Source organism: bacterium, assembly GCA_040757115.1.
Classification (GTDB): domain Bacteria; phylum UBA9089; class CG2-30-40-21; order CG2-30-40-21; family SBAY01; genus JBFLXS01.
Map to the genome: position 1 here is coordinate 1 of JBFLYA010000188.1, position 7,335 is coordinate 7,335.

General features: G+C 35.9%; 9 protein-coding genes. 7 read left to right on the top strand and 2 right to left on the bottom strand.

Annotated elements, in window-relative coordinates; all coding sequences use genetic code 11:
- Window positions 1-524: 524 nt before the first annotated feature.
- On the bottom strand, window positions 525-971 hold the full coding sequence (locus AB1422_14245; GenBank protein ID MEW6620472.1) for a hypothetical protein: 447 nt from the start codon (window positions 969-971) through the stop codon (window positions 525-527).
- A gap of 178 nt (window positions 972-1,149) precedes the next feature.
- Window positions 1,150-2,142: an HD-GYP domain-containing protein gene (locus AB1422_14250; protein MEW6620473.1), complete on the bottom strand. Its 993-nt coding sequence runs from the start codon at window positions 2,140-2,142 to the stop codon at window positions 1,150-1,152.
- 455 nt (window positions 2,143-2,597) lie between these two features.
- On the opposite strand from AB1422_14250, the gene galT reads away from it, so the two are divergent.
- The 7 genes from galT to AB1422_14285 all read left to right on the top strand — a co-directional run bounded on the left by galT (window position 2,598) and on the right by AB1422_14285 (window position 7,232).
- Entirely contained in the window at window positions 2,598-3,602 is a 1,005-nt protein-coding gene (gene galT, locus AB1422_14255; GenBank protein MEW6620474.1) for a galactose-1-phosphate uridylyltransferase, read from the top strand.
- Window positions 3,603-3,751: 149 nt separating this feature from the next.
- On the top strand, window positions 3,752-4,120 hold the full coding sequence (locus AB1422_14260; protein MEW6620475.1) for a hypothetical protein: 369 nt from the start codon (window positions 3,752-3,754) through the stop codon (window positions 4,118-4,120).
- Between the two features lie 14 nt (window positions 4,121-4,134).
- Window positions 4,135-5,427 carry an outer membrane protein transport protein gene (locus tag AB1422_14265; GenBank protein MEW6620476.1) on the top strand — a complete coding sequence of 431 codons (1,293 nt, stop codon included), beginning with the start codon at window positions 4,135-4,137 and terminating at the stop codon, window positions 5,425-5,427.
- A 44-nt stretch (window positions 5,428-5,471) separates the two neighbouring features.
- Window positions 5,472-5,981 carry a DUF6036 family nucleotidyltransferase gene (locus AB1422_14270; GenBank protein MEW6620477.1) on the top strand — a complete coding sequence of 170 codons (510 nt, stop codon included), beginning with the start codon at window positions 5,472-5,474 and terminating at the stop codon, window positions 5,979-5,981.
- Complete coding sequence (locus tag AB1422_14275; protein ID MEW6620478.1) at window positions 5,962-6,135, top strand: hypothetical protein; 174 nt, start codon at window positions 5,962-5,964, stop codon at window positions 6,133-6,135. Before AB1422_14270 ends, AB1422_14275 begins: the two co-directional genes overlap by 20 nt.
- A gap of 15 nt (window positions 6,136-6,150) precedes the next feature.
- Window positions 6,151-6,972, top strand: a complete 822-nt coding sequence (locus AB1422_14280) for a cyclase family protein (GenBank protein ID MEW6620479.1) — start codon at window positions 6,151-6,153, stop codon at window positions 6,970-6,972.
- A gap of 62 nt (window positions 6,973-7,034) precedes the next feature.
- A complete protein-coding gene (locus tag AB1422_14285; GenBank protein MEW6620480.1) occupies window positions 7,035-7,232 on the top strand; it encodes a hypothetical protein in 198 nt (65 codons plus the stop codon).
- The last annotated feature ends 103 nt before the right edge of the window (window positions 7,233-7,335 follow it).

A 7,335-nucleotide genomic window follows, 5' to 3' on the forward strand; every position in this document is an offset into this window, starting at 1 on the left:
ATAGTAAATTTCGTGTCTTCACACTATTTCTACTATCGGCAAAAGACCTTTCTTTATTTAGCTAATTCGTGCCAAAAACTTCTATCATATTGAGTCCTATCCAAAAACTTGAACATCGAGTAATAGTAAGTGCATATAGAAAGATGGACGAGATTTTTAGGAGATTTGTAACATTCTTTAGGGTTAGATATTATAGGTTAGCATGGAATTTTGTATGAATTTTTCGGGTAATGTCAGCTCTCAAGAGGGAACAGAGAAGACATAGAAATTAAATTAGATCACATAAAAGATTATTGATGCAGACATGGAAATACTTCTGACCTGCTTGCCAAATGTTCAGCAGGCAAGCCAGATTTGTTAATCCGCGTCTCGTTCATAGATTTTCCCCTCTTGAGAGGGGTTAGGGGTGTGTTTTTCTCTGCGTCTCTGCGGTGAACGGTTACATTTTCGCAGATGAACACAGATGAATTATTTCCTATAATCTGTGCTAATCTGTGAAATCTGCGGATATATAAAGTTTGGTGTCAGGATGTATGAGCCAGCTGAAGGTGTGATTTTAATAGTTTCTCAAATCCTTTTAATTTAGTTTCAAATTCCTCTTCCTTTACCATAATCTGGTCATAATGTTTTTTACTAATAGGTCTATCTTGAACCGCTAACCAGACAACTGACCCAACCATTGCTCCATTTAAGGCAATAATAGCGGCTAATAAGATAAACATCCAGTTAAAAAGTCTACTCATATCTTCAAATCTTTTATCTACAGCCTCAAATTTAGCATTCATTTCATTTCTTAACCCATTTATTTCACCTTTCATTTCATTTCTTAATCCATTTACTGCCTGGTTAACTTCTTCTTTTACAATTCGTCGTATCTCTTCTATATCTCCTTTAGTAAGTTCTGCATAAACATAATTTGAAGATAAAAATGTCAGCAATAAAGTAATAGCGATTATAAGTTTTTTCCGCATCTTTTCTTCCCTCCTTGAAAAAGTAAATGTAATTAACCAACATCTTTCTTCTACTAAATAATATTTTACCAAAGATTTTAGTCTCTGTCAATTAAAATTTATCATCCAATCGAATGTCTCCACTGTTTAGTGGTCCAACTTTTCACTTAGCAATATAACCTCTGTCACCTATCTTCTCTCATTCAAACAAAACCTCTTCCCCCACACAATTTACAATGAACCGCTGTTCATCTTTAAATAAATTAATCTCAAAGGGTTTATATAAAATCTCTCTTTTTTCATTGAGTAATATCTTTACCCACGGTCTTATGACGGCATGTCTATTTATTTTAGTTACTACTCCAATCTCGCCGGTATTAAGTCTAACGAAACTACCTGCTGGATAAATTGACATATCATCAACAAATTCTTTAACATCTTTTACCGGAAAATTACTTCCTGATTGGCTGATAATAAGTCGCATTGCATCATGCGGTAGAAATTTACTTCGATATGGTTTATCCATAGTTAGCGAATCATACAAATTGACTAAAGATACTAATCTAACTGATGGATGAATCTTATCTTTTGATAAACTCTGGGGATAGCCACTTCCATCCCATCGTTCATGGTGTTGATAGGCAATTAACTTTGTTATTTGCGATAATCTCCTATTTTCATTTAAAATCTCATATCCATAAATAGGGTGTTTTCTTACCTCTTCGTATTCCTTAATCATTAATTTATCGGGTTTGAGTAATATTTCTTCCGCGAGCCTTGTTTTACCAATATCATGAAGCATAGCACCTAAAGCTATTTCTTCGATTTCTGATTTCTTGATTTCTCGTTTTACACAAAGCAAAATAGTCAAGGCACAGACATTAGTTGAATGGGCAAAGGTATATTCATCATGAGTCTTGATTTTTGCCAGATTGACTATTGCCTCTGGGTTAGAAACAATCTCTTCCACCATTTGGGTGATAGCATTTTTTAATGGCTCTTCCTCAATCGCCTTGCCTATTTTTACATTACTCATAATATACTTGACGGCTTTTAATACCTCTTTTTGTGTCTGGTCAGAGATGGTTTGTGGTATTTCTTCAATTAATTTTTTTATTTTTTTAGCCTTTGGGCTATCTTGTGTCTTTAGAGTTAGAGGTCCTTTGTAGATAATAATGCCTTTTTTATGCATAATTTCTGCCCCCCTGATTCTGATGATTAGTAATCTTCCTTAAAAATCGGGGTTCGGGAATTCGTAACCGTTCACCGCAGAGACACAGAGACGCAGAGAAGAAAATTAAAATCTATTCACCAGAGACAGAAATTTCCTTTTTTGTGCATTTCGGGTCTTTCGTTGTTTATTAATTTTTTAAGCCTTTTTAAACACCGAAAAACGCGAAAAACACGAAAAAAAAAGATATTTTCCTCTCTGTTCCTCTGCGTCTCTGCGGTAAAGGACTACCTGAACGGTTACTTTATTCCCGAACTCCCAATCCCGAATTCCTTACTTAATACTATACCAGAAGATATGGAAAAAGGCAAGAGAAAATTATTGACAGTGGAAACAATTTGTGGTATAATAATAGTTGTTTAGGTAGTATGACGAATTACCACCTACGAGTTTTTTAAAGAGGAGGAAATTGTTTTATGCCAGAATTACGCAAAGACCCGGTCACTAATCGGTGGGTAATTATTGCTACCGAGCGAGCTAAAAGGCCAACAGATTTTGTTAAAATAAGTAGTGAGGTAAAACAATCTTCTAACTGCCCTTTTTGTGAAGGGAATGAATCAAAAACCCCACCTGAAATTCTTGCTTATCGACAATCGGGGACCCAGCCTAATACACCAGGTTGGTGGATACGCGTCGTGTCAAATAAATACCCGGCTTTACAAGTAGAGAGCCCATTAGAAAAGAAGGGGATAAGTATGTTTGATATAGTCAGTGGAACGGGTGCTCATGAAGTAATTATAGAAACGCCAAAACATGAAACAGACATTAGTTCTATTGAAATCAGACAGGTAGAAGAAACACTCTGGGCATATCGGGATAGGTCAATTGACTTGAATCGTGACCCGAGATTTGAATACATACTTATCTTCAAAAATCATGGGCTAAAAGCCGGCGCCTCTTTAGAACATCCTCATTCTCAACTTATTGCTACCCCTATTATACCTTCAGCTATCCGCGAAGAGATGGATGGAGCCGGACAATATTTTAAATATAAAGATAGATGTGTATTTTGTGATATTATTCGTGAGGAACAAAAATTTGGGGAACGAATTATTATGGAAAATAATGATTTTATTGCTATTGCACCTTTTGCCTCACGATTTCCATTTGAGTGCTGGATTTTGCCCAGGGTTCATGACCCGACATTTCCTGATATTACCAGACATGAGGTAATGGCATTAGCTGAAGTTTTAGGTGGCATCCTTAAGAAGATAGGGTCGGTACTCAATAATCCACCATTTAATTACATGCTTCATACCGCACCTTGCAAAATGGATTCTTCCCAACTTAAACATTTCCACTGGCATATTGAGTTAATACCAAGATTAACGGATATTGCCGGTTTTGAATGGGGGTCGGGATTTTTTATTAATCCTACACCACCGGAAGAGGCATCAAGGTATTTGAGAGAAGAAATGTAACTATTATTTATTCAATCAGCTAAGTCAGACTTGTCCGATTACCTATGAATGGACACGAATTATAAAAATAATTGTTGCCTAAGGAGGTGATTGATGGTATAATTTGAAGAAAGAAGGTGCTGACATCTGAAAATGAGGAGGTATTTTAAATGGCTGTAGCATTACCATTAGAGGCTTATGAGACATTTGAAAAGAGGTTTGGGAAAGAGGATGCAAAGAGGATAATAAGGGTATTAGAGGGTGGCATATCAAAGGAGGTAGAAGATAAGTGGAGAACAACAAAGGATGAGATACTTGAGGCAATAAGAAAAGAATTTATAACAAGGGATGTATTTGAGGAAAGAATAAATGCTCTTAGAACAGAATTACTTGGCAAAATGGAGAAGGATAAGATAGAGTTAGAAGGAGATATTAAAAGATTGGATATGAAGATGAATTTCCTGATCATCCTTATGTTTCTTGCTCTAACAATTATGAACCCCGTTGTTGCTGAGCTTATAAAGGGGTTAATAAAATAAGGAGGTAAATTATTATGTTAAAAAAATGGTTAAGTATTTTAGTAGTAATGAGCATCTTTTGTCTTAGCTATGTCAAAGAAGGTTGGACAGCGGCTTTTGAAGGACCGGGGGTATGCGTGCGACCATTAACTATGGGTGGGGCTTTTATTGGTTTAGCCGATGATTGGTCTGCGGTTATCTGGAATCCTGCTGGATTAACACAACTTGAAGGAAAAGGATTTGGGTTTAGCCTGGATTATGTCCCGGCAGAGGCAAGTGACAGTAATTCAGTAGCAAATAGACCTCTGAATCAAATAAATATGGACCAGCAAGATGTTTTCTTTCAATTAGGTGGTGAACCAACCGAATTTAACAAAAAAGATGTAAAATCCACTACCTATTTACCTACTTTAGCAGGTTATACATCCTTTAGAGGATTTATTTTAAGCGGAGCAATCTATGTTCCTATGGGATATTCCTCTGACTGGGAAGATAGCAAAGAGGTAGTGCAAAAAGCTACTTATGAGATATCTAGTTTTGAAATAATCTATAATCTCAATGTAGCTAAGCAAGTAACGGATAAGCTCTCTATCGGTGCAGGTATTAACCTCCTTGATTGGACTTTGGAAAAAAAGGCAGAGAAAAAGGTAGCAGGGTATACTCAAAATTTAGATTTAGATGGCGATGGTCAGGATTTTGAAGGGATAATCAGCTTATTTTGCAAGTGCCGGCCTGATTTAAACCTTGGGTTTGTCTATCACACGGGCAGTAAGATTGATGTAAAAGGAGATGCAAAAACACAATATCCTTTTCCTACAGGAACAATTACACCACCGTGGATAATGATGTACGAAAAATCAAATTTCACGCTTAAACAACAGGTGCCAGCGACATACATTCTGGGGATAGCTTATAAGCCACAAGCAAAGCTGGTCATTACCGCAGATTGGCATCGCACAGACTGGAGTAAGCAGAAGAAAGAGATGAGTTTTAACCAAGACGGATTATTCCTTAAGGATACAGTTCAATCCGTAGATTGGAAGGATACAAACAAAATTCGACTTGGGGCAGAATATACACTTAACGAATTATGGAAACTAAGGGCAGGTTTCTTTACCGACCCATCCCCAATGCCAGACAAAGCAGTCAGTCTAACCAATCTTATTGACATAGATAGAGTATTCTATACCTTGGGTGCAGGTTGTAAGTATAATAATTGGCAGGTTGATATGGGAATTATGCATAACAAACAAGACCAAACTATAGAAGGCGTAACCTACGAGAAAAAATGCACCTCTATTCATATCGCCACAAGTCGCCAACTTTGATTTTTAGTCAACCTCTTGAAACTTTAAATAGAGAATAAATAAGTATGTACTACGAAGATGTATTCAAGGAATTAAACAGAGAGAAGGTAAGATATTTAATTGTAGGTGGTGTAGCGGTTGTTTTACATGGTGTTGTGAGATTAACCGTTGATTTAGATATTTTTGTTGACTTCTCAAAGGAAAATATAGAAAAATTTGCCTTATGTATGAAAAATTTAGGTTATAGACCTAAATTGCCTGTGAAAATAGAAGAGTTACAGGATGTAAAGAAAAGAAAGATATGGATAGAAGAAAAAGAGGCGAAGGTTTTTTCCCTTTTTCATTTGACCAAACATGAGGAACATCTCGATATTTTCATATATGAGCCTATCCCTTTTGAAGATGCTTATCAAAAGAGAAAAATTGTAGTGGCAAAAGGTATGGAAATACCTGTTGTATCTATTGATGATTTAATCAAGATGAAGGAGATAGCAGGCAGAGAGCAAGATTGGGCAGATATCTCTGCCTTAAAAGATTTAAAAGAACTGGTGAAAAATGAAGAAGAAAGGATATAGTTTTAGAGTAAATAGAGATAATATAAAAAGATTTAAAGATATGTCCGCAGAGAGTAAATTGAATTGGTTAGAAAAGGCAAATAAATTTATTCAAACTACACTTCCTCAAGAAAAACTTAAAATCTGGGAAAAGATAAAAGAAGGAAGGGTTTAAAAAGAGAAAGATAAAATGCAGATAATAGATTTAAGTTTGGCGTTAAAAGGTTATGGTCCAGAGCCTGACCCACCTAAAATTAAGTATATGAGTCATAAGACAGGGGCATTTTTACTTGGATTAGGGGCTTTGCTCTGTAAAAGTAATTCATTCATAGGACATCTAAAAAATTTTATCCTCTATTTAATCGGCAACTATAGAATTACCTCAAAAGATTTTCCTGACCAGATGGGGATAGCCTTAGAAGAGATTAAAACCGATACCCATGCTGGAACTCATCTTGATGCCCCCTGGCATTTCGGTCCTACTGCTGAAAACAAACCGGCTAAAACTATTGGTGAAGTCCCACTCCAATGGTGCTACTCAGATGGCGTCGTGCTTGATTTAAGACATAAAAAGGCAGGTGAATTTATCACCATCGAGGATATAAAATCTGCCTTGCAAAAGATTAATTACCAGATTAAACCTGATGACATCGTCCTGATTATGACCGGCTGGGATAAATTTCAAGATAGTAAAGAATATCTAAATCATCCTGGAATGTCTGAAGAAGCAACTTTATGGCTAATTGAGCAAGGAGTAAAGATAATGGGGATTGATGCCTTTGGTTTTGACCGCGGTTGGCAGGCGATGTTTGATGATTATATTAAAACAAAGGATGCTAAATATCTCTGGCCCGCCCATTTTGTCGGCAGAAAAAAGGAATACTGCCACATCGAAAAAATGGCAAATCTGGATAAAATACCAAAACCGTATGGGTTTAAAGTTATTTGTTTTCCAGTAAATATAGAAAAGGCAGGAGCTGGTTGGACAAGAGCCGTGGCGATTATTGAATAAGGATTTATCTTCAACATATTAGAAATTATAAAAATTGCAGAAACTGTAAACAGAGGTATTTTATGGAAAGAATTGTTTATAAAACCAATAATTTTAAAGCGGCTGAGGAATGGAATATTTTACAGCAGACCCAATTGACCCCAAAGCAACGGCAAGAAATTGCATTAGAACTAAGGAAAAGAGTTTATGGAACAAAAAATCTTGATGTAAAGGAGGCTTATAAACTTATCAAGAAAATCGTAAGCGTTCAGGTGGTGTAACAAAAGGAGATGTGGAGATTAAGGAGATAGGGAGATATTATTAAAAAAATTGAAATTAATAGAAACTAATAGAAATTTATGGAAATTTGTTGTTTTCCACAAT